The 19,402-nt window shown below is 58.1% G+C and carries 21 protein-coding genes and 1 tRNA gene; 15 read left to right on the top strand and 7 right to left on the bottom strand.

Annotation, left to right across the window (positions count from 1 at the left end; all coding sequences use genetic code 11):
• Positions 1-209: 209 nt before the first annotated feature.
• From rpoE to MO767_RS12850, 4 genes are all read left to right on the top strand, one after another.
• A complete protein-coding gene (gene rpoE / locus MO767_RS12835; RefSeq protein WP_007944079.1) occupies positions 210-791 on the top strand; it encodes an RNA polymerase sigma factor RpoE in 582 nt (193 codons plus the stop codon).
• 30 nt (positions 792-821) lie between these two features.
• Positions 822-1,409, top strand: coding sequence for an RseA family anti-sigma factor (locus MO767_RS12840; protein ID WP_046055719.1), 588 nt, complete (start codon positions 822-824; stop codon positions 1,407-1,409).
• A gap of 8 nt (positions 1,410-1,417) precedes the next feature.
• Complete coding sequence (locus tag MO767_RS12845) at positions 1,418-2,374, top strand: MucB/RseB C-terminal domain-containing protein (RefSeq protein WP_282480797.1); 957 nt, start codon at positions 1,418-1,420, stop codon at positions 2,372-2,374.
• A 181-nt stretch (positions 2,375-2,555) separates the two neighbouring features.
• Entirely contained in the window at positions 2,556-3,983 is a 1,428-nt protein-coding gene (locus MO767_RS12850) for a DegQ family serine endoprotease (RefSeq protein WP_282480798.1), read from the top strand.
• A gap of 76 nt (positions 3,984-4,059) precedes the next feature.
• Here MO767_RS12850 and MO767_RS12855 read toward each other — a convergent pair whose 3' ends face one another.
• Positions 4,060-5,493: a M48 family metalloprotease gene (locus MO767_RS12855; RefSeq protein ID WP_282480799.1), complete on the bottom strand. Its 1,434-nt coding sequence runs from the start codon at positions 5,491-5,493 to the stop codon at positions 4,060-4,062.
• Between the two features lie 98 nt (positions 5,494-5,591).
• On the opposite strand from MO767_RS12855, the gene MO767_RS12860 reads away from it, so the two are divergent.
• Together MO767_RS12860 and MO767_RS12865 are read left to right on the top strand one after the other, a co-directional pair.
• A complete protein-coding gene (locus tag MO767_RS12860; RefSeq protein ID WP_007930235.1) occupies positions 5,592-5,831 on the top strand; it encodes a sulfurtransferase TusA family protein in 240 nt (79 codons plus the stop codon).
• 31 nt (positions 5,832-5,862) lie between these two features.
• Positions 5,863-6,933: an AI-2E family transporter gene (locus MO767_RS12865; RefSeq protein WP_282480800.1), complete on the top strand. Its 1,071-nt coding sequence runs from the start codon at positions 5,863-5,865 to the stop codon at positions 6,931-6,933.
• 38 nt (positions 6,934-6,971) lie between these two features.
• Here the strand turns inward: MO767_RS12865 and MO767_RS12870 are convergent, their stop codons facing one another.
• Together MO767_RS12870 and MO767_RS12875 are read right to left on the bottom strand one after the other, a co-directional pair.
• Complete coding sequence (locus tag MO767_RS12870; protein ID WP_008153083.1) at positions 6,972-7,445, bottom strand: peroxiredoxin; 474 nt, start codon at positions 7,443-7,445, stop codon at positions 6,972-6,974.
• Between the two features lie 10 nt (positions 7,446-7,455).
• Positions 7,456-8,016, bottom strand: a complete 561-nt coding sequence (locus MO767_RS12875) for a glycine cleavage system protein R (RefSeq protein ID WP_008034925.1) — start codon at positions 8,014-8,016, stop codon at positions 7,456-7,458.
• Between the two features lie 329 nt (positions 8,017-8,345).
• Here MO767_RS12875 and dapA point away from each other — a divergent pair, with 329 nt between their 5' ends.
• From dapA to MO767_RS12900, 5 genes are all read left to right on the top strand, one after another.
• Positions 8,346-9,224, top strand: a complete 879-nt coding sequence (dapA, locus tag MO767_RS12880; protein WP_129441946.1) for a 4-hydroxy-tetrahydrodipicolinate synthase — start codon at positions 8,346-8,348, stop codon at positions 9,222-9,224.
• Positions 9,225-9,241: 17 nt separating this feature from the next.
• The gene (gene bamC, locus MO767_RS12885; RefSeq protein WP_282480801.1) at positions 9,242-10,357 is read left to right on the top strand and encodes an outer membrane protein assembly factor BamC; all 1,116 of its coding nucleotides are present in this window, start codon (positions 9,242-9,244) and stop codon (positions 10,355-10,357) included.
• Positions 10,358-10,361: 4 nt separating this feature from the next.
• Positions 10,362-11,120, top strand: coding sequence for an MBL fold metallo-hydrolase (locus tag MO767_RS12890; protein WP_008153089.1), 759 nt, complete (start codon positions 10,362-10,364; stop codon positions 11,118-11,120).
• A gap of 28 nt (positions 11,121-11,148) precedes the next feature.
• On the top strand, positions 11,149-11,862 hold the full coding sequence (gene purC, locus MO767_RS12895; RefSeq protein WP_282480802.1) for a phosphoribosylaminoimidazolesuccinocarboxamide synthase: 714 nt from the start codon (positions 11,149-11,151) through the stop codon (positions 11,860-11,862).
• 83 nt (positions 11,863-11,945) lie between these two features.
• Positions 11,946-12,035, top strand: a tRNA-Ser gene (locus tag MO767_RS12900).
• Between the two features lie 132 nt (positions 12,036-12,167).
• Here MO767_RS12900 and MO767_RS12905 read toward each other — a convergent pair.
• Complete coding sequence (locus MO767_RS12905) at positions 12,168-13,334, bottom strand: MFS transporter (RefSeq protein WP_282480985.1); 1,167 nt, start codon at positions 13,332-13,334, stop codon at positions 12,168-12,170.
• A 220-nt stretch (positions 13,335-13,554) separates the two neighbouring features.
• Between MO767_RS12905 and MO767_RS12910 the strand changes: the two genes are divergently transcribed.
• The 4 genes from MO767_RS12910 to MO767_RS12925 all read left to right on the top strand — a co-directional run bounded on the left by MO767_RS12910 (position 13,555) and on the right by MO767_RS12925 (position 15,817).
• The gene (locus tag MO767_RS12910) at positions 13,555-13,881 is read left to right on the top strand and encodes a hypothetical protein (RefSeq protein ID WP_282480803.1); all 327 of its coding nucleotides are present in this window, start codon (positions 13,555-13,557) and stop codon (positions 13,879-13,881) included.
• 249 nt (positions 13,882-14,130) lie between these two features.
• Positions 14,131-14,322 carry a DUF1508 domain-containing protein gene (locus tag MO767_RS12915; RefSeq protein ID WP_129441952.1) on the top strand — a complete coding sequence of 64 codons (192 nt, stop codon included), beginning with the start codon at positions 14,131-14,133 and terminating at the stop codon, positions 14,320-14,322.
• A gap of 148 nt (positions 14,323-14,470) precedes the next feature.
• Positions 14,471-15,394 (top strand): LysR substrate-binding domain-containing protein, encoded by a 924-nt coding sequence (locus MO767_RS12920; protein ID WP_282480804.1) that lies wholly within the window; start codon positions 14,471-14,473, stop codon positions 15,392-15,394.
• Between the two features lie 57 nt (positions 15,395-15,451).
• Complete coding sequence (locus MO767_RS12925; protein WP_282480805.1) at positions 15,452-15,817, top strand: 5-carboxymethyl-2-hydroxymuconate Delta-isomerase; 366 nt, start codon at positions 15,452-15,454, stop codon at positions 15,815-15,817.
• A 3-nt stretch (positions 15,818-15,820) separates the two neighbouring features.
• Here MO767_RS12925 and MO767_RS12930 read toward each other — a convergent pair whose 3' ends face one another.
• The 3 genes from MO767_RS12930 to MO767_RS12940 form a co-directional block, all read right to left on the bottom strand.
• Positions 15,821-16,756 carry a LysR family transcriptional regulator gene (locus MO767_RS12930; protein ID WP_282480806.1) on the bottom strand — a complete coding sequence of 312 codons (936 nt, stop codon included), beginning with the start codon at positions 16,754-16,756 and terminating at the stop codon, positions 15,821-15,823.
• A gap of 132 nt (positions 16,757-16,888) precedes the next feature.
• On the bottom strand, positions 16,889-17,806 hold the full coding sequence (locus tag MO767_RS12935; protein ID WP_282480807.1) for a DMT family transporter: 918 nt from the start codon (positions 17,804-17,806) through the stop codon (positions 16,889-16,891).
• A gap of 16 nt (positions 17,807-17,822) precedes the next feature.
• Positions 17,823-19,007, bottom strand: coding sequence for a cyanate transporter (locus MO767_RS12940; protein ID WP_282480808.1), 1,185 nt, complete (start codon positions 19,005-19,007; stop codon positions 17,823-17,825).
• Positions 19,008-19,402 lie beyond the last annotated feature (395 nt).

The following is a 19,402-nucleotide window of genomic DNA, read 5'->3' on the forward strand; positions in this document are numbered from 1 at the left end:
GATCTGTGGTTTGATCCATGCTGGCGAATCCGATGACAAGATTATTCGCGCAGCCGGGTTAGCCCGCGCTGCGCTTTTCGTGCGTGCCAAATCAGAGCCCGCAGGAAACTTGCTTGGAGGGGAGAACTTTTGCGAAAAGCCCGAGTCTATGTTTGCAAGTCTGGTTGTTTAGTTATGCAAGCCTCCTCCGAGCTTATCGAGGAGTGTTCATGCTAACCCAGGAAGAGGATCAGCAGCTGGTCGAACGCGTTCAGCGCGGCGACAAGCGAGCTTTCGATCTGCTAGTGCTGAAATACCAGCACAAAATTCTCGGGTTGATCGTGCGTTTTGTGCACGACACCCATGAAGCCCAGGATGTGGCGCAGGAAGCCTTTATCAAGGCATACCGTGCACTTGGAAATTTTCGCGGGGACAGCGCGTTTTATACGTGGCTTTACCGCATCGCCATCAACACGGCGAAAAACTATCTGGTTTCACGCGGCCGTCGGCCGCCGGATAGCGATGTTAGTTCCGAAGATGCAGAGTTCTACGATGGCGATCATGGCCTCAAGGATCTCGAGTCGCCAGAACGTGCGTTGCTGCGGGATGAGATCGAAGGCACCGTCCATCGAACCATTCAGCAACTGCCAGAAGATTTGCGTACGGCTTTAACTTTACGTGAATTCGATGGTCTGAGTTACGAGGACATTGCGGCCGTCATGCAATGTCCGGTGGGTACCGTGCGCTCCCGGATTTTCCGCGCTCGGGAAGCCATCGATAAAGCCCTGCAGCCGTTGTTGCAGGAAAACTGAGACAGCGGCGACAGCCAAGAGAGGAACGCCATGAGTCGTGAAGCCCTGCAGGAATCGCTGTCCGCAGTGATGGATAACGAAGCGGACGAATTGGAATTGCGTCGGGTATTGAACGCCTTTGACGACGTTGAAACCCGTGATACCTGGGCTCGTTATCAGATCGCTCGGGCAGTTATGCACAAGGATTTGTTGCTTCCTCGTCTGGATATCGCTGCGGCAGTCTCTGCTGCGCTGGCTGACGAAGCTGTACCTGCAAAAGCCACCCGTGGTCCATGGCGCAGCCTGGGTCGTCTGGCGGTCGCTGCTTCGGTAACTCTCGCCGTACTGGCAGGTGTTCGTCTGTATAACCAGGACGAGATCGCTGGGGTCGAACTGGCTCAACAATCCAGTCAACCAGGTCTGGCCGTTCCTCAGGTCAAGGGTCCAGCTGTATTAGCAGGCTACAATGAGAGTTCGGAAGCCACTGGCCCTATGGCCAACGGCGTATTGCAAGGTCAGCCAGGCTGGCACGATCAGCGTCTGCCAGGCTACTTGCGCCAACATGCTCAACAGGCTGCACTGAAAGGTACTGAGAGCGCTCTGCCTTACGCTCGTGCAGCAAGTCTGGAAAACCGTTAAGGAGGATCATGCGCGCCATCCCTCTACTTACGCTTCTGCTCGGTGGCTGGTTTGTTGTTCCAGCCCATGCTGATGAAGCCCAGGACTGGTTGACCCGTCTTGGCCAAGCCGAGCAACAGCAAAGCTTTCACGGTACTTTCGTTTACGAGCGTAACGGTAGTTTTTCTACCCACAACATCTGGCACCGCGTCCAGGATGGCAAAGTCCGCGAGCGGTTACTCCAGCTCGACGGCTCGGCACAGGAAGTCGTGCGCATTGATGGGCGTACTCAATGCGTCAGCGGCATTCTCATAGCAGGGCTTGGCGATTCCCCCAGCTCCGCGGCTCATACACTCGATCCACAAAAGCTAAAGAATTGGTATGACCTTGCCGTCATTGGCAAGTCGCGTGTGGCTGGGCGTGCGGCAGTAATCGTTTCACTGACACCTCGCGATCAACACCGCTACGGTTTTGAATTGCATCTGGATAAAGAAACCGGCCTGCCTCTCAAATCATTGCTTCTGAATGAACGAGGGCAGTTGTTGGAGCGATTCCAGTTCACACAACTGGATACCGCCGATGTTCCGTCCGACAGCGACTTGCAGCCTGGCGCCGATTGTAAAACTGTTGCCTTGGACAGTGACAAGGCGTCTGCAATCAAGGCAGCGCAAGTATGGCGTTCGGACTGGTTACCACCTGGTTTCGAGCTGACCAGCAGTACCTCCCGCAAGGATCCAGAGACCAAAACCCAAGTCAACAGTCTGATGTATGACGATGGTCTGGCCCGTTTCTCGGTTTTCCTTGAGCCGTTGAATGGCGCAACAATTACTGACACTCGTACCCAGTTGGGGCCGACCGTTGCAGTTTCCCGACGCTTGACTACCCCGCAAGGCGAGATGATGGTGACCGTGGTCGGTGAGATTCCGATTGGCACCGCCGAACGGATTGCGCTATCCATGCGCAGCGACGCTACTGCAACCAAGTAGTGAGCAGAAATCGAAATGTTTGGTGAGCATTTCAACTTGCAAATATCCCCGATTTTTTCTATAGGTCAGAGCCTCTCGGCTCTGGCCTTGTTTGTTGTTCCCGGAACAAAAATACCGGCGTATCGTTCCCGGTGTTCCTTGCTCCATATCGCTTAACCATGCTCGTCGTAACGGGAGCCGTATGTCGATACCACGCTTGAAATCTTATCTTTCTATTTTTGCCACCGTGCTGGTGCTTGGTCAGGCGGTCGCTGTTCAGGCGGCCGAGTTGCCTGACTTCACTCAGTTGGTCGAACAGGCCTCGCCCGCGGTGGTAAACATCAGTACCACGCAGAAACTGCCGGACCGCAAAGTGTCGAGCGAGCAGATGCCTGACCTTGAAGGCTTGCCGCCAATGCTGCGCGAGTTCTTCGAGCGCGGCATGCCACAGCCGCGTACGCCTCGTGGTGATCGTCAGCGTGAAGCCCAATCCCTAGGGTCGGGTTTCATCATCTCGCCTGATGGCTACATCCTGACCAACAACCATGTAATCGCCGATGCCGACGAAATTCTCGTTCGTCTCGCCGACCGCAGCGAATTGAAGGCCAAGCTGATCGGTACCGATCCACGTTCCGACGTGGCGCTTTTGAAAATCGAAGGCAAGGATCTGCCCGTCCTGAAACTGGGCAAATCCCAGGATCTGAAAGCCGGCCAGTGGGTCGTGGCGATTGGCTCGCCATTCGGTTTCGACCATACCGTGACTCAAGGTATAGTCAGCGCCATCGGTCGCAGCTTGCCGAATGAAAACTATGTGCCGTTCATCCAGACCGACGTGCCGATCAACCCGGGTAACTCTGGTGGTCCGCTGTTCAACCTGGCCGGTGAAGTGGTGGGCATCAACTCGCAGATCTACACCCGTTCCGGCGGCTTCATGGGCGTGTCGTTCGCGATCCCTATCGATGTCGCCATGGACGTTTCCAATCAGCTCAAAAGCGGCGGCAAAGTCAGCCGTGGCTGGTTGGGTGTGGTGATTCAGGAAGTGAACAAGGACTTGGCCGAGTCGTTCGGTCTGGAGAAGCCAGCCGGCGCGTTGGTGGCTCAGATCCAGGATGACGGCCCGGCAGCCAAGGGTGGTCTGCAAGTAGGGGACGTGATCCTGAGCATGAACGGCCAAGCGATCGTCATGTCCGCCGATCTGCCACACCTGGTGGGCGCGCTGAAGGCCGGCTCGAAAGCTGATCTGGAAGTGATTCGTGAAGGTAAGCGCAAGAATGTCGAGTTGACTGTCGGCGCTATCCCGGAAGAAGGCAAAGAGCTGGATGCGCTGCCGAAATCTACCACCGAGCGCAGCAGCAACCGGCTGGGTGTTTCCGTGGTCGAGCTGACTGATGAGCAGAAGAAAGCCTACGACCTCAAAGGCGGCGTCGTCATCAAGGAAGTCCAGGACGGTCCTGCTTCTCTGATTGGCCTGCAGCCAGGCGATGTGATCACTCACCTGAATAATCAGGCAATCGGTTCCACCAAGGAGTTCGCGGATATCGCCAAAGCGCTGCCGAAGAACCGCTCGGTGTCGATGCGGGTTCTGCGTCAAGGACGCGCCAGCTTCATCACCTTCAAACTGGCTGAATAATCCGGTTGTCGGTTGAATAAAAAACCGCCTCGAAAGAGGCGGTTTTTTTGTGCCTGAAATTTTTTTCTGACAAGCGTCAGCCCATCATGTCCTTGATCATGCGCTCTTGCTCCATCAGCTCACGTTGTCGTGCGTCGATCCGCGACGACAGCGGGAAGTTGGTGCCTGCCTTGCGCTTGGCGAAGTCCAGTTGCTGAATGGCCTGACGGTAATCCCCGACCAGGGCGAAATACTCGGCGCGGGCCTGATGCAGGCCGATGATGTTGCCTGACAGACCGCGAGTCTCGGCCACCATGTACCAGACGTCCGGATCGTCAGGACGGCTCTTGAGCAGATTCTCCAGTGCTTTTTCTGCTTCAGGCGCACGGTTCTGCTTGAGCAGCAGGTCAACACGCACCGAATTCAGCGGATAGTTGCCGGGATATTGCGTCAACATCCGGTCAACCCGGGACTGGGCGTCCGGCAGACGATTGTTGGTGATGTCCAGATCGACCTGCGCCAGGTTGTAGATGATCTCGTTCGGCGACTTGGCCAGCAGAAGCTTGAGGTTTTCCCGTGCTTCATTCAACTGGCCGCCCTTGATCTGGGCGATGGCCAAGCCATAGCGAGCGACATCATTTTTCGGGTTTTCATCAAGCTGGGCGCGAAAGCGTTTGGCGCCCAGACCTGGGGTTTCTTCGTAGACCAACTGGACCCGTGCACGAATCAGCTGATAACGCATGGTGTCTTCGATGCCGCCGGGTTTTGCCTGTTCGGCGCGGTTGCGCGTGTCAGCGATCCGCGACTCGGTCACCGGGTGAGTCAGCAGAAATTCCGGTGGCTTGGCGTCAAAGCGGTACTGGCGCGCCAACCGCTCGAACATGGTCGGCATCGAGCGCGGGTCGTAACCGGCCTTTTCCAGATTGAGGATGCCGATGCGGTCAGCTTCCTGTTCGTTCTGGCGAGAGAAACGCCGTTGTTCCTGAATGGCTGCCGCCTGCGTGCCCGCAATGGCCGCGATACCGGCATCGCCGGCGCCGGCTGCGGCAATCACGATCCCGGCCAGCAGCGCGGCCATCATCGGCACCTGCATGCGCTGTTGGGCTTCGACGCCACGGGCAAAGTGGCGCTGCGACAAGTGAGCCAATTCGTGAGCGAGTACCGAGGCGTACTCGCCTTCGGTCTGGGCATTGAGGAACAAGCCGCCGTTAACCCCGACGATGCCGCCCGGGGCGGCGAAGGCGTTGAGTTGCGGGCTGTTGATCAGGATGAACTCCAGGCGCCGGTCATTGACCTGGCTGGTCTCTACCAGCCTGTAGACGCTGGATTCGACGTAGTCCTTGAGCTGTGGATCGTTGAGCTGGGAAACCTGGCTGCGCAACAGCGCTAGCCATGCGCGACCCAACTGGTATTCCTGTTGCGGCGAGACAATGGCAGAACTGGCGTCGCCGAGTGACGGCAGGTCGTCGGCGAAGCCCGGTGAGGCGAGCAGGCAAGCGAGCGTCAGCAGGGTAGGGCGCAAAAAAGTCATGCACAAAGCCTTAGTCGACAAAGACCTTACTGTAGCCGGACACTACGCTTCGGACCAGATATTCTAGCCGCTCGACCACCTGACCCCGGAGTGATGCAATGACCGACGCTGTAGCCCATGACGCCGAGCTCGACGCCAGCGGCCTGAATTGCCCCTTGCCGTTGCTCAAGGCCAAGATGGAACTCAATCGACTGGCCAGCGGCGCGGTGTTGAAGGTAATTGCCACCGATGCGGGTTCGCAGCGCGACTTCCGCACCTTTGCCCGATTGGCTGGTCATACGCTGCTTCGTGAAGAAGATGAAGCAGGTGTTTACCGCTACTGGTTGAAAAAAGCCTGAATTCTGCTGCGTTCGTTTCTAAGGATTATTGATGTTCAAAGTGTTACGCGACTGGATTCAGCGCTACTTCTCCGATGAAGAGGCCGTTGTGCTGGCGGTCCTGCTGTTTCTGGCGTTTACCGCTGTGCTAACCCTGGGCGGCATGCTTGCGCCGGTGCTGGCCGGGATGGTGCTGGCGTATCTGATGCAAGGATTGGTCGTCACTCTCGAACGCCTGCGCATGCCGGGCGGGGTGGCGGTGGGGTTGGTCTTTGCGTTGTTCATGGGGATATTGCTGGTGTTCATCGTGGTTGTGGTGCCGTTGCTCTGGCATCAGTTGATTACGCTGTTCAACGAGTTACCCGGCATGCTCGCCAAATGGCAGTCGCTGTTATTGCTGCTGCCCGAACGCTACCCGCATCTGGTCTCCGACGAGCAGGTGCTGCAGGCCATCGAAGTGGCGCGGGGCGAGATTGGCAAGTTCGGTCAGTGGGCGCTGACGTTCTCGCTGTCGAGTCTGCCGTTGCTGGTGAACATCATGATCTACCTGGTGTTGGTGCCGATCCTGGTGTTTTTCTTTCTCAAGGACCGGGAGATGATCGGTCAGTGGGTGCGTGGTTACTTGCCCCGTGAGCGGGCGCTGATCACCCGCGTCGCTCATGAGATGAACCGGCAGATTGCCAATTACATTCGCGGCAAGGTCATCGAGATTTTCATTTGCGGTGGCGTGACCTACATCGGTTTCGTTGTTCTGGGTCTTAACTACGCGGCGTTGCTGGCATTGCTGGTGGGTGTGTCGGTGGTGGTGCCTTACGTCGGCGCAGTGGTGGTGACCGTGCCGGTCATGCTGATTGCGCTGTTCCAGTGGGGCTGGAGCGATCAGTTCATCTATTTGATGGCGGTCTACGGGATCATCCAGACGCTGGACGGCAACGTGCTGGTGCCGCTGCTGTTCTCGGAAGCGGTCAATCTGCATCCGGTGGCGATCATCTGCGCGGTGTTGTTGTTTGGCGGGCTGTGGGGGTTTTGGGGCGTGTTCTTTGCGATTCCGCTAGCAACCCTGTTCAAGGCTGTACTGGACGCGTGGCCGCGCAAAGAGCCGGTGGTGGCGCCACTGTTGTAAGGACTCTGTGGGAGCGGGCTCCCACAGAATTCAACTATTCAGGCTTTGTTCAGTGCCTGAGCTGCAGCCAATACAGCATCCACATGGCCCGGCACCTTCACACCACGCCATTCCTGACGCAGCACACCGTCCTTGTCGATCAGGAACGTGCTGCGATCAACGCCCATATATTCTTTGCCATAGAGCTTTTTCAGTTTGATCACGTCGAACTGCTGGCAGAGCGCTTCTTCCTTGTCGCTGATCAGCTCGAAGGTGAACGCCTGCTTGGCCTTGAAGTTTTCGTGTGATTTAAGGCTGTCGCGGGACACGCCAAAGACTTCGGTATTGGCGGCTTTAAAGGCGTCGAGCTGGTCACGAAAGCCCTGACCCTGAGTGGTGCAGCCTGGCGTGCTGTCCTTCGGATAGAAGTAAATCACCACCTGCTTGCCTTTGAGGCTCGCGAGGTTGACGGTCTGCCCGCTGGTGGCGGGTGCTTCGAAGTCGGCAACCGGTTGGTCGATGGCAACGGCCATGAAAGCTTCCTTACATTGGGTTTTGTGGGCGCCACGGTTCGATCAGGGCATCCAGGTTCAGCGCGTCGGCGAAATCCAGGAACTGATCGCGCAGCCAGCTGATTTGCACACCGGCCGGCAAGGTCACGGTAAACGTGGCATTGAGCATGGTGCCGCCGGTTTGCGGAGCCTGATAGGTGTCGCAGGTCAGGTTTTCCAGCTCGACGTTGTGGTCCATGAAGAACTGGCACAGCTCGTTGATGATGTCCGAGCGGTAAGCCGAGCTGACATAGGCGACGTATGGCAGGGCCTGAGGACGGTTCTCCAGCGCCGCGCTGCGCACCACGTTGACCGTAAAGGCGTGCTTCTTGGCGAGGCTCGGCAGGCTGCCTTCGAGGCGCGCCAGGGCGTCCCAGCTGCCGGAGATCTCGAGGATCAACGCACTGCACTCGCCATGACGCGTCAGGCGAGAGGTGACCACGGCGCAGCGGTTTTCATGGCTGGCGCGGCACAGGACGTTAGTCAGCTCCATGGGGTTGGCGCCGAGGGCACTGATGACAAGGAATTGTTCGCGAACTGTGGGGGTGGACATGCAGCATTCCTAAAGCGATGAGCGGTCGATACTTCTACGGGCTTTTTTTACCGGGAGCGAGCCTGCGGATGCGAATTCAAAAAACCCGAGCCGCAAGGTTGCAACGTGCTCCAGAGTGGCAAGAGCGAGGGGTGGCAACGCTGGATCGGGGCTTGTGATGCCGAAAATGGAGGCTGGAACCCGGCGTACGAGCTTATCAGTACCGATCAAAGTCTGAAGGGTAGCGAAAAGCAGCGCCAAGGGGAATGGCAGCAGCGCAGTACTTCGCTTGTACAAGCATCTTGGCGCCAGTACCATTACCGCTCTCTTTTTTCGGCAGGAGCGGTTGCATGATTGCGGGCAGTATGGTGGCACTGGTCACACCCATGGATGCACAAGGTCGTCTCGACTGGGACAGCCTGAGCAAACTGGTGGACTTTCACCTGCAAAACGGCACCCACGCCATCGTGGCGGTCGGCACCACAGGTGAATCGGCCACCCTTGACGTGAACGAGCACATCGAAGTGATTCGTTACGTGGTGAAGCAGGTTGCAGGGCGCATTCCGGTGATCGCCGGTACCGGCGCCAACTCGACGCGCGAAGCCATCGAGCTGACCACCAATGCGAAGACCGCCGGCGCCGATGCTTGCCTGCTGGTGACGCCGTATTACAACAAGCCAACCCAGGAAGGCTTGTACCAGCACTTCAAAGCCATCGCCGAAGCCGTCGACATCCCGCAGATCCTTTATAACGTGCCCGGCCGTACGGCGTGCGACATGCTGGCCGAAACCGTGATCCGCCTGTCGACCGTGAAAAATATCATCGGCATCAAGGAAGCCACCGGCGACCTGTCCCGTGCCAAGGCCATCATCGATGGCGTGAGCAAAGACTTCCTGGTGATCTCCGGTGACGACGCCACCGCAGTCGAGCTGATCCTGCTCGGCGGCAAAGGCAACATCTCGGTCACCGCCAACGTCGCTCCGCGCGACATGGCCGACCTGTGCAACGCTGCTCTGAAAGGCGACGCCGTGACGGCCCGCGCGATTCACGAAAAGCTGATGCCGCTCAATAAAACCCTGTTTATCGAATCCAACCCTATCCCCGTGAAATGGGCACTGCATGAAATGGGCTTGATGCCGGACGGTATCCGTCTGCCGCTCACCTGGCTCAGTGCTGCCTGTCACGAACCGCTGCGGCAGGCCATGCGCCAGTCCGGCGTCCTGGTTTAATTGAGGAAGTACTACGCATGAAGCGATTGGCCGGACTTTCCGCACTTGCCTTGATCATCTCCAGCACCAGTGGCTGCGGATGGGTTTGGGGCCCGGAAGGTTATTTCCGTGACCGCGGTAGCGATTACCTGGAAGCGCAACAGACTGCACCCATGCAATTGCCGCCGGATGTCAGCACTGCCAAACGTCTGGATCCGCTGTTGCCGATCCCGCGCAACGTGGCCGATGACACCGTCAAGGGCGAGTACATCGTTCCTCGCCCGCAGCCGTTGTCGGCAGCGGCTGACGCCAGCGCCTACTCCCTGCAAAAGACCGGTGATTCGCGTTGGATCGTCGCTCAGAACCCGCCGGCCGAAGTCTGGCCAGTGGCCGTGCAGTTCTTCCAGGACAACGGTTTCCGTCTGGACGAACAGCGTCCGCAAACCGGCGAATTCACCACCACCTGGCAGCATTCCGACGAACTGTCCGCCGCAATGGCCAAGCGCCTGAGCGCAGCCGGTGTCGGCGCCGACAGCGAAACCCGCGTACGGGTCCGCATCGAGCCAGGCGTGCAGCGCAACACCAGTGAAGTCTACGTGGTCAGCGCCGAGCGTCCTGCCGGTAGCACCTCCGACGTGGCCTTCACCAACCGTTCGGTCAACACTGGCCTGGACGCGGCACTGGTCGACGACATGCTCGCGAGCATGAGCCGCATCTCGGAGAAGGGCGGTTCGGTCTCCATGCTGGCTTCGCGTGACTCCGATACGCCAAGTCGTGTCAGCCTGAGCGAAGACGGCAGCGGTAACCCTGTCCTGAACGTCGGCCCCGATCTGGATCGTGCCTGGTCGAGCGTCGGTCGAGCGTTGGAACAGGGCGAATGGCGCGTTGAAGACATCAACCGCAGCCTGGGCCTGTACTACATCAACCTGTCGGAAAAAGCCGAGAAGAAAGACGAGAAGCCTGGTTTCTTCAGCGGCCTGTTCGGCAGTGCGCCGAGCAAGGAAGAAGTTGAAGCCCGTGCCGAGCGTTATCAGGTTCGCCTGAGCAAGGTTGGCGACAACGTCCAGGTCACCGTCGAGAAAAACATCAATACCGTGGCGCCGGCAGATGTGGCGCGCAAGGTATTGAGCGTGATTCAGGACAACCTGGGCTGATCACATGCGTTTTGCCGTTCTCGGCAGCGGTAGCCAAGGGAACGGCACGCTGATAGCCAGCGCTGACACGTATGTGCTGGTGGATTGTGGTTTCTCCCTGCGGGAAACCGAAAAACGCCTGCTGCGCCTGGGTGTGAACCCTGCGCAGTTGAGCGCGATACTCGTGACCCACGAACATGCCGACCACGTGCATGGCGTGGGTTTACTGTCTCGGCGCTACAATCTGCCTGTCTACCTCAGTCGCGGCACCCTGCGCGGGATGCGCAAACCAATTGAACCGGCTGGCCTTCTGGCCGGCGGCGAGCAACTGCAGATCGGCGCACTGAGCATCGGCGTCATTGCCGTGGCCCATGATGCACAGGAGCCGACGCAATACGTCTTCAGTGACGGTGAGCGGCGTTTCGGCCTGTTGACCGACCTGGGCTCGTATTGCAACAAGGTGCTGGACGGCTATCGGGATCTCGATGCGTTGATGATCGAGTCCAACCATTGCCGTGACATGCTGGCTCGCGGTCACTACCCTTACTTTCTCAAGCAACGGGTAGGCGGTGAACTGGGGCATTTGAACAACCATCAGGCGGCATTCCTGGTGTCCGAGTTGGGCTGGCAAGGCCTGCAACACCTGGTCCTGGCCCATCTGAGCAGCAAGAACAACCTGCCGCAGCTGGCCCGGCAATGTTTTGTCGACACCCTCGGGTGCGACCCGGACTGGCTGCAACTGGCCGATCAAGATTCAGGGCTCGACTGGCGACACATCGCCTAGCCCACCTACTTAGCAAGCGGAGCCCATCATGGAAAAACGTGAAGAACTGTACCGCGGCAAAGCCAAATCGGTTTTCAAGACCGACGACGCTGACCGCTTGATCCTGCTGTTTCGCAACGACACTTCGGCGTTCGACGGCAAGCGCATCGAACAGCTCGACCGCAAAGGCATGGTGAACAACAAGTTCAACGCCTTCATCATGCAGAAACTCGAAGCTGCCGGCGTGCCGACCCAATTCGACAAACTGCTGGGCGACAACGAATGCCTGGTGAAGAAGCTCGACATGATCCCGGTCGAGTGCGTCGTGCGTAACTACGCCGCGGGCAGCCTGGTCAAGCGTCTGGGCGTCGAAGAAGGCATGAAGCTCAACCCTTACACCTTCGAACTGTTCCTGAAGGACGACGCCAAGGGCGACCCGTTCATCAACGAATCCCACGTCGTGGCATTCGGTTGGGGCACTGCCGAGCAACTGGTTCGTATGAAAGAACTGTCGCTCAAGGTCAACGAAGTCCTGAGCAAACTGTTCGACGACGCCGGCCTGCTGCTGGTCGACTTCAAACTTGAATTCGGCGTGTTCTCCGACGGCTCCATCTTCCTGGGCGACGAATTCAGCCCGGACGGCTGCCGTCTGTGGGACAAGGCCACCGGCAAAAAAATGGACAAGGACCGCTTCCGTCAGGGCCTCGGTGACGTCATCGAAGCCTACGAAGAAGTCGCCAATCGTCTGGGCGTACCGCTTTAATCGACGCAAGCATCTGATAGCACGGAAAAATTTCGCTTAGGGGGTTCGCTTCCGGCAAAAGTGTTGTTATGATGCGCGCCGTTGGAGAGATGCCAGAGTGGCCGAATGGGACGGATTCGAAATCCGTTGTACCTTCACCGGTACCTAGGGTTCGAATCCCTATCTCTCCGCCATTATTGAATAAGACTAAGCCCCTGAAATTGTTAAAGACTTCAGGGGCTTTTTCGTTTATGGCGTTTCGTTTAGGGCAAATTTGCCACGAGCGGTACGCCTGTCTCGCGAAACACAGGTGGTATCACCCTTTCCTATCGAACCTGAACTCTCGCCTGGATCACCCACAATCCCAGCAAAGACAGAACAGCAAACCCCCCTCCCATTAAGAAAGTGCCCTGGAAGCCTACCGTGTCCCACAATGCCCCAGCGATGACGCTGGCCAGCAGCAAGGTCAACCCGGTCAACAGATTGAACATGCCAAATGCCGTCCCGCGCAGTTCAGCCGGCGCGCAATCGGCGATCAGGGCGGCGAATATCCCTTGGGTAAACCCCATGTGCAGCCCCCATAGAACGACGCCGACGACCAGGCCATCGATACCTGGCGCGAACGCCAGAGTCAGGTCGGCAGCAATCAGCAAAATCAGACCTATGCCGAGCACCGCCATGCGGCTGACACGATCAGACAAGGCCCCGGCGGGATAGGCTGACAGTGAGTACGCCACCCCCATCAGGACAAGTACCGCTGGCGCCCACATCGGCGCCAACCCGACGGCCTGACCGCGCAGAATCAGAAAGGCTTCGCTGAAGCGCGCCAGGGTGAAAACCGCAGCGACACCCACCACCCACCAGTAGCCAGCACCCAGTCGGGCTAGTTCCCGCCGGCTCAAAGGCGCACGCACCCGGTGCGTCCCTTCCACTTGTTTGGGCTCATGAACGAACACCAGCAGCACCGCGACGGCAAGGAAGGCCGGGATGACGGCCACCCAAAAAACAGTCTGGAAGTGGTTCGCGGTTAGCCACATCAATCCGATCGCCAGCAACGGTCCCAGGAATGCGCCAACGGTATCCAGAGTTTGCCGCAGGCCGAAAGCTGCTCCCCGTATCGCGGGCGGCGTGATGTCGGCCACCAACGCATCGCGCGGGGCGCCGCGAATACCTTTGCCAATACGGTCGATAAAGCGAGCCCCAATCAGCCAGTCCAGCGAGCCCGCCAAAGGAAAGATCGGTTTGGACAGTGCCCCCAGCCCATAGCCCAGCGCCGCGAGCAGTTTGCGCTTGCCCAAACGATCGCTGAGTGCCCCGGAAAATACCTTGGTGATCGAGGCCGTAGCCTCGGCTATGCCTTCGATGAGACCCACCGCCAGAACGGAGGTACCCAGTACTGTCACCATATAGAGCGGCAACAATGCATGGATCATCTCTGAGGAGATGTCCATCAGCATCGAGACGAAGCCTAGCGCCCAGATGCCGCCAGGCATGGTGCGCCAGGCGTTTCCGGTTGACGCATTCTTGATTGGCGCATTAACCGAAGTGCCACCAGACTTGTCAGTGGTTTTCATTATAAGCCTCGAAACCTGTTTGCATAAGGCAGCTTATAGCGCCTCGCGATTCCACATCAGCGTTTTCTGGCTTTCGGTGTAACCCTGGTCATTAGCTATCATGCAATACAGAGCAAATCACCGGATGACGGGGGAATGCATGAACAGATGGCGACGGATTTGGCTGTTTGTGAAGCTGGTGGCAGCATTTGCAGCCTGCCTGGCCGTTGCTGTTCAGGCTTTTAGCTACATGTTGGAAAGCCCCGATGCAGCGCAGATGCACCCTTTGAGCATTTTGGTGGTTGGACTGATCTTTGGCTTCATCACCTATGGAATCCTTTCACTGATTGAAAGGGCTGTACGGGGTTTACTGCCCCATCCTGACCCGGCTCAACCTCAAACAGAACTTGAGGAAGATGCCGTGCTGACGGAAGAACAGCCTTTGGCTCTGTCAGCTGACAGTTCTACTCAGCAGAAAAATCAGTGAACTGTCTGTAAAGCATGCGTCGGAACAGACAGCACCGCAGCGTAAGAAAAATATGCCTCTTCAAGGGAAAAGTTACTCAGCGCAGTCACCCAATTTACCGCCCCCCGAATCTATTGGTCGTCTCGCGAATCAAGGCTGGATCTGCGAAACATCCCCTGACATTGAAAGACCCTGCTGCAAAAAATCCTCATCTACTCTCGTTTCGCAGATCACTGATCTGCCGTCATCAGCAATCGCAAGGAGCGAGCAATGTATTTTGAGATTTACAGGCAAACCCGTGGCATCGTACAGACCGGCAAAGGTCAATGGCGGTGGCGTTTGAGGGCGGGAAACCATGAAACGATTGCCAGCGGGGAGGCTTACGTCAACAAGTCTGATTGTGTGCATGCCATCAGTTTGATCAAAGGGACCCACGATCAGACCCCGGTCAAGGAAATCTAGGATTCAGGTGGTGAAGCTGCTCAGTCAGAGCAGCTTCGTTTCAACGGGCGGTCTTACGGTTGGATTAAACGCAAACTGCTTGAGTCGCATAGACGCCGATTGCGACAGCTACCTAAACTGTCATCAGATTTGGGAGCGGAGTCAGTGGATGAATCGTAACGAACTACGCAAGGCCGACATCAACCTGATGGTGGTGTTTGAAACGCTGATGCTCGAACGCAACGTCACCCGGGTGGCGGAGAAATTGTTTCTCGGCCAGCCGACCATCAGTTCGGCGCTCAATCGCTTGCGCACGATGTTCAACGACCCGCTGTTCATACGTGTCGGGCATCGTATGGAACCGACGGCGCGGGCCGAGGAGATTATTCTGCACCTGTCGCCAGCGCTGGATTCGTTGTCGGTGGCGTTGAGCCTGACCCATGATTTCGACCCCGCCAGCAGCACCATGACCTTTCGCATCGGGTTGTCGGACGATGTCGAGTTTGGCCTGCTGCCGCCATTGCTGCGTGCATTGCGCCAGGAAGCACCAAAGGTGGTGTTCGTGGTGCAGCATATCGATTACTGGCGGATTCCGGATTTGCTGGCGTCCGGCGATATCACCGTGGGTATCAGCCAGACTCGCGGGCTACCGGCCAACGCCAAGCGCAAGTTGTTGCGGCACATCCTGCCCAGCATTTTGCGCGCGGACGCATCGGACACACCGCTGACGCTCGATGAGTATTGCGCGCGACCGCACGTGCTGGTTTCCCACACCGCCAATGTCAGTGGTTACGCCGATGAGTGGCTGGCGGAGATTGGTCGCACGCGCCATGTCGTCCTTTCCGTGCCGCAATACAGCTCGTTGCCGGCCTTGCTTGCCGGGACCGATCTGATTGCTAGTCTGCCGGACTACGCCGCCGAAGCGATGGCCGCATCCGGCCATCTGTTCAAGGAGCCGTTCCCGATCAAGGCGCCGACCCTGGATCTGTCGATGGTCTGGCTCAGCCATGTCGATACCGACCCGGCCGAGCGCTGGTTGAGGTCGCGGCTGGAGGCGTTCATGAGTGAACGCGCGGTTTTACCGCTCGAGTGAGTAGGGCGATGCTGTGTTATATGTACGACCTTTCTGCCCACTTTCAGGAGCTCAGTCATGCCTCACCTGCACATGGAATACACCGCCAACCTGCCCGAGCTCAATGCCGACATGGCGTTGATCCGGCTCAACAATGCGTTGGTGGCTTCCGGTCAGTTTGCTGCCGAATACGACATCAAGAGCCGAGCGGTGAAGGTTGAGACATTCAAGGTCGGCACGGTGTCAGGTGAGCGAGCCTTTGTGCATGTGAAACTGGCACTGTTGAGCGGTCGCTCACCGCAAATCAAGAAGCAGTTGTCCGAAAGTTTGCTGGCCGTGGTGCAGGAGCTGTGTGATTGGCCGACGGACATTGAAGTCCAGCTGGCCGTGGAAATCCTCGACATCGATCGAGAGTCCTACACCAAGATAGCCATCAGCCACTGAGTTTCAGGCCATTTCCTGCTCGGTGCAGGCCTTGACCACTTGCTCGCGCAGCCAGGTGTTGGCGCTGTCCTGATCGACATTCTGGCTCCACTGCATGTCGAGGCTGAACCCCGGCAAGCCGTTGGGCGCTTCGCAATGATTGAAGATCGCGTCATTGGCCAGCAATTGCTGGATACGCCGAGGCAAGGTCAGGATGAAGTCGGTACCGGTGATCATCTTCAGTGCCGCGCTGTAGCTGTTGGAGCGCGCGACGATCTGCCGTTTCTGCGCCTGCTGCGCCAGCCAGCCGTCGACCATGTTGGTGGTGGAAGTCCAGGGTGTCGGGAACACGTGCCGGCGTTCAACAAAGGCTTGCAGGCTTAAACGCGGTTCCGGCGGTGTGGCTCGTTTATCGAAGACACAGACCAGGTCGTCCTCCAGCAGCAGCCGGGATTTGAAATCGCCATGACTGCGATGAAAGTGCGGGCCGAAGCAAATCACCAGGTCGAGGCTGCCGTCGCGCAGTTCTTCGGCCGGGATGTCGGTTTCAAACTTGTGCATGTTGACCATCACCGGCAGGTCAGCGAAATCGAAGCTTTTCAACAGACGCGGCAGGATCAACTGCTCGAAGTATTCCGGTGCGCAGATATTGAAGGTGACGGGTTGCAGGGTGGGGTCGAATGCTGGCGCACCGGCGTGACACAGGTTGATGCTTTCGAGGATCTTCAGCACGTGGGCGTACATGGTGCTGGCTTTGTAGGTGGGGCGCATGCCCGCGCGGGAATTGATGAACAGCTCGTCTTCGAAACTGGTACGCAGTTTTTTCAGGCAGTAACTCACGGTGGACTGGCTGACGCAGAGCGCCTCGGATACACCGGTGACGCTGCTTTGCTCATACACGGCGATAAATACCATGAGGTCCTGCATATCGAGCTTTCTAAGCAAGTTACTGTTCAGCATCCGTTTCGTCTCGCTGTGCTCCTTGCGCTGACTGTGCGCAAACTTGTGCGAACGATCCTAGCGGAACGATGGTGCCAGGAGAATGCCTTGTAGGAATTTTCATGGAAAGTTGTGGGGCGGTTCCAGAAGCATTCAGCCCTGAATGGCTGCAGGCACCGCACGGCGACTGGACATCAGCAGTGCCCACATACCGACTCCCACCAGCAGCGCGCCGATGATTTCCAGCGGCAGTGGCGACTGACGTAACCAGAACCAGTGAAACAATGTGAGGAACAGCGTGCTCAGGTAAATGTAGGAAATGACCGAGGAAGGGGCGATAACGCCGATGGCCCGATGCAGCAGCCAGAAGGTCGCCAGCGTGGCGAACACCGCCAGGTAAATCAGCCACCAGAAATCGCTCACGGTCAGCAATGAAGCCGATCGCCAGCCGCCGCTGAACCCACAGAATGCCAGCAGAAACAGCGCGCCGAACAGCATGTTCCAGAAAGTCATGCCCACTGGGCCGCGCCCCTTGAGACTGCTGGCCTTGAGCCGTTGACTCAGGGGCGAGTAGAGCGCCATCGCCAGGCAACCGATGCCATACACCGACACTGCATACAGCGAAGGCAGCTCACCAGGGCCTGCGCCTTTCAAAACCAGCAACACCGCCCCGGCAGCGGCAATCAGCATCGGCAGCACCCGCTGTTTCAGGTTGCTGTCGGGCATTAATACGGCTTCGAACACCAATGTCAGCAAAGGCACCAAGGTGAACATCGTCCCGGTGTTGACCGCCGAGGTGTAGCGCAGTGCCTCGAACAGCGAGCCGAAATACACCGCCAGCAGCAAGCCGAGCGCGGCATGGCCGAACAGTCCGCGGGCGGTCATGGCGGTATCGCCCTTGAGCAGCAGCAGTGGCAAAAACACCAGGGCGCAGAACAGCAGGCGCAAACCGGTCAACAGGATCGGGTCAATGGCCTGGCTGACCTGTGCTGCCGCAGAAAACGATGCAGCGATCAACAGTGCCCAGAGCAGCATGCCGACGTGAGCGGCGGCGAAACCGGTGTGTTTCATGAGGTGGGTTCCTGGGTCAGCGAATGTGTTGGGCGTAATGCCGCGGATCGAAGCGCAAGACCATCAGGATCATCAATGCCATGACACCGGTCAGTGACCACCAGGCCCATTCGAAGCTGCCGAGCTGATCGCGGATCAACCCGGCAATCAGCGGCGAGAGACCGGCGATCAGGTAACCGATGCCTTGCACGAACGCAGTCAGGCCACCGGCACGCTGGGGGTTGTCCAGATGATCCAGGGACACGATCAGGCTCATCGGGAACAGTCCGCCGATGCCGAGCCCCAGCAGACATGGCCATAACAGAGTCAGGTGTTGCGGGCTGAGAACAAGCCCGCAGAAACCGGCAATGATCAGCGCCAACAACACCACCAGCACCACGCGCCGGTCACGGCTGCGGTTGGCGATGGCCGGTGTCAGCAGGCCGGACAACACTTCCATGGCGGTCAGGAAACCCAGCAGCAACCCGGCGTTTTGTTCGCTCCAACCCTTTTCCACGTAGTACGGCGCCAGCCAGGCCAGCACACAGGTGTAGGACGCCGTACCCAGGCCGAAGAAAATGGCGAGCAGCCAGGCGCGGGAATTGTCGAAGAAGGACCCATTGCGCTGCGCCTGATCAGGCTGCGCCGGCAGCCTTTCACGTTGCACGCACCAAAACAGCAACGCTACCAGCGCCAGTGCCGCCCAGATCGCCAGGCCCACGCGCCAGCTGCCGGTGCGGATCATTATCAGCGGCGCAAACGACGCCGCAATCGCTGCACCGCCCATGATCGACGTGACGTAGAGCCCCATGCACACGGAAACGTTGTCGCTGAAGCGGGATTTGATCAGCGCCGGCATCAACGCCTGGATCAGCGCGATACCGATACCCGCCAGCACGGCGCTGAGGATCAGTTCGGCCGCCGAATCGAGGAATAACCGCGACACCGTGGCCGCGCCGATGATCAGCAGCGAGAGCACCACAGTGCGTTGTTCGCCGATTCGTTGGCTGACGCCCAGCCCAAAGAACATCGCCAGCCCCATTGCCATCACTGGCAGCATGGTCAACAGCGAGGCCAGGCTGAAACTCAGCGCAATGTCGCCGCGAATCGCCGACAGCAATGGACCGACGGCGGCCATGGAAGGCCGCAGGTTCAGGGCGACAAGAATGATGCTGAACATCAGCCAGAGGGCGGGGCGGGAGTTTGCGCGAACGTTTTCCATCTATCGGATCCTGGATGACAAGGAGCCGATTAGGCGCGCGAGGCCTGCGGGCCGCAAATCAGAAAGTCTGGAGCAGTATTTAGAAATTAAATAGCTCTGCTGCGACGTGAGACCCAATGTGAATGTTTAGCCAAACTGCAACCAAGGTTCTTCAAATCCCGATTTAACGACTTAACCTCCCGTGTGACGCTGCTGCTCATCTGTTCTCTGTGGTTTTTTCTATGGACGGTTGTCCCGTCGCACTTCCCTCCGAATTAGCCTTTTGGGCGCTGTGGCACTGCCGTCACGCGCGCCCACCGGATTCCTGCGTTTCCCGTTGATTGTTCTTACAGGTCCCACGCTATGCGTCGGGGTCAAAGCGGCGACGCCTGTGCGTTTGCCTGACGCGGAAATAA

The organism is Pseudomonas sp. UYIF39 (genome assembly GCF_029963765.1).
Lineage (GTDB): Bacteria > Pseudomonadota > Gammaproteobacteria > Pseudomonadales > Pseudomonadaceae > Aquipseudomonas.

Bases quoted from the DNA above. Each gene is read 5' to 3' on its own strand.
- rpoE (WP_007944079.1), top strand. From the start codon at position 210: ATGCTAACCCAGGAAGAGGATCAGCAGCTGGTCGAACGCGTTCAGCGC.
- MO767_RS12840 (WP_046055719.1), top strand. From the start codon at position 822: ATGAGTCGTGAAGCCCTGCAGGAATCGCTGTCCGCAGTGATGGATAAC.
- MO767_RS12845 (WP_282480797.1), top strand. From the start codon at position 1,418: ATGCGCGCCATCCCTCTACTTACGCTTCTGCTCGGTGGCTGGTTTGTT.
- MO767_RS12850 (WP_282480798.1), top strand. From the start codon at position 2,556: ATGTCGATACCACGCTTGAAATCTTATCTTTCTATTTTTGCCACCGTG.
- MO767_RS12855 (WP_282480799.1), bottom strand. From the start codon at position 5,493: ATGACTTTTTTGCGCCCTACCCTGCTGACGCTCGCTTGCCTGCTCGCC.
- MO767_RS12860 (WP_007930235.1), top strand. From the start codon at position 5,592: ATGACCGACGCTGTAGCCCATGACGCCGAGCTCGACGCCAGCGGCCTG.
- MO767_RS12865 (WP_282480800.1), top strand. From the start codon at position 5,863: ATGTTCAAAGTGTTACGCGACTGGATTCAGCGCTACTTCTCCGATGAA.
- MO767_RS12870 (WP_008153083.1), bottom strand. From the start codon at position 7,445: ATGGCCGTTGCCATCGACCAACCGGTTGCCGACTTCGAAGCACCCGCC.
- MO767_RS12875 (WP_008034925.1), bottom strand. From the start codon at position 8,016: ATGTCCACCCCCACAGTTCGCGAACAATTCCTTGTCATCAGTGCCCTC.
- dapA (WP_129441946.1), top strand. From the start codon at position 8,346: ATGATTGCGGGCAGTATGGTGGCACTGGTCACACCCATGGATGCACAA.
- bamC (WP_282480801.1), top strand. From the start codon at position 9,242: ATGAAGCGATTGGCCGGACTTTCCGCACTTGCCTTGATCATCTCCAGC.
- MO767_RS12890 (WP_008153089.1), top strand. From the start codon at position 10,362: ATGCGTTTTGCCGTTCTCGGCAGCGGTAGCCAAGGGAACGGCACGCTG.
- purC (WP_282480802.1), top strand. From the start codon at position 11,149: ATGGAAAAACGTGAAGAACTGTACCGCGGCAAAGCCAAATCGGTTTTC.
- MO767_RS12905 (WP_282480985.1), bottom strand. From the start codon at position 13,334: ATGCCTGGCGGCATCTGGGCGCTAGGCTTCGTCTCGATGCTGATGGAC.
- MO767_RS12910 (WP_282480803.1), top strand. From the start codon at position 13,555: ATGAACAGATGGCGACGGATTTGGCTGTTTGTGAAGCTGGTGGCAGCA.
- MO767_RS12915 (WP_129441952.1), top strand. From the start codon at position 14,131: ATGTATTTTGAGATTTACAGGCAAACCCGTGGCATCGTACAGACCGGC.
- MO767_RS12920 (WP_282480804.1), top strand. From the start codon at position 14,471: ATGAATCGTAACGAACTACGCAAGGCCGACATCAACCTGATGGTGGTG.
- MO767_RS12925 (WP_282480805.1), top strand. From the start codon at position 15,452: ATGCCTCACCTGCACATGGAATACACCGCCAACCTGCCCGAGCTCAAT.
- MO767_RS12930 (WP_282480806.1), bottom strand. From the start codon at position 16,756: ATGCTGAACAGTAACTTGCTTAGAAAGCTCGATATGCAGGACCTCATG.
- MO767_RS12935 (WP_282480807.1), bottom strand. From the start codon at position 17,806: ATGAAACACACCGGTTTCGCCGCCGCTCACGTCGGCATGCTGCTCTGG.
- MO767_RS12940 (WP_282480808.1), bottom strand. From the start codon at position 19,007: ATGGAAAACGTTCGCGCAAACTCCCGCCCCGCCCTCTGGCTGATGTTC.